Annotated in this window: 1 pseudogene; it reads left to right on the top strand. The window is 72.6% G+C overall.

Annotated features, from left to right (window positions below):
- Nucleotides 1–353: pseudogene (locus J1C73_RS27235) on the top strand (LLM class flavin-dependent oxidoreductase); the annotation flags it as partial.
- Between the last annotated feature and the right edge of the window lie 285 nt (nucleotides 354–638).

Genomic DNA, 638 nt, shown 5'->3' with positions numbered 1-638 from the left:
CCGCGCGGTACGGGCAGGCGTGGGTGACCACGGGCGATCCCAAGCTCTACGAGGAGGGCACGCCGGAGCAGTCGGACGAGGCGCTGCGCGGCCAGGTCGCGAGGCTCGGGGCGGCGTGCGGAACGATCGGGCGGGATGTGGCCGAGCTGGACAAGGTCCTGCTCACCGCTTTCACCCCGGACCGCTCCACGATGCTCGACTCGGTGGACGCCTTCGTGGACTTCGCGGGCCGGCAGCGCGAGACCGGGTTCACCGAGATCGTGGTCCACTGGCCGATCCCCGGCTCCGACTTCGCCGCGGACGAAGCCGTCTTCGAGCGCATCGCGACGGAGGCCGTCCGCCAACTGGGCTGACCAGCGGCGGTCCCGTCCCGGCGGAGGGACTCGAAGCCCCGGTCGGACTCGCGGCCGGGGGCCCGTACACGTGGCGGCTCACCGAGTCTGGCGGCTCACCGGGTGGGTCCTCCCAAACCGCGCTGCCGCACGGACGGTGCTTCACCGTGCCGCCGCGCGCAACTCCTCCAGAGCCTCCGCGACCAGCGAGATCTCGTCGATGAGGGTCTTCTCCGGCGGGCTGAGACTCATCCGGAAGCAGCGTGTGACGTGGCCGTCCGGCAGCGGCGCGCAGGGGGCGTCGAC

Source organism: Streptomyces laculatispora (assembly GCF_017353455.1).
GTDB lineage: Bacteria > Actinomycetota > Actinomycetes > Streptomycetales > Streptomycetaceae > Streptomyces > Streptomyces laculatispora.
Note: the sequence above shows the minus strand (reverse complement) of the source record. Positions and strands in the feature narration are given on the sequence as shown.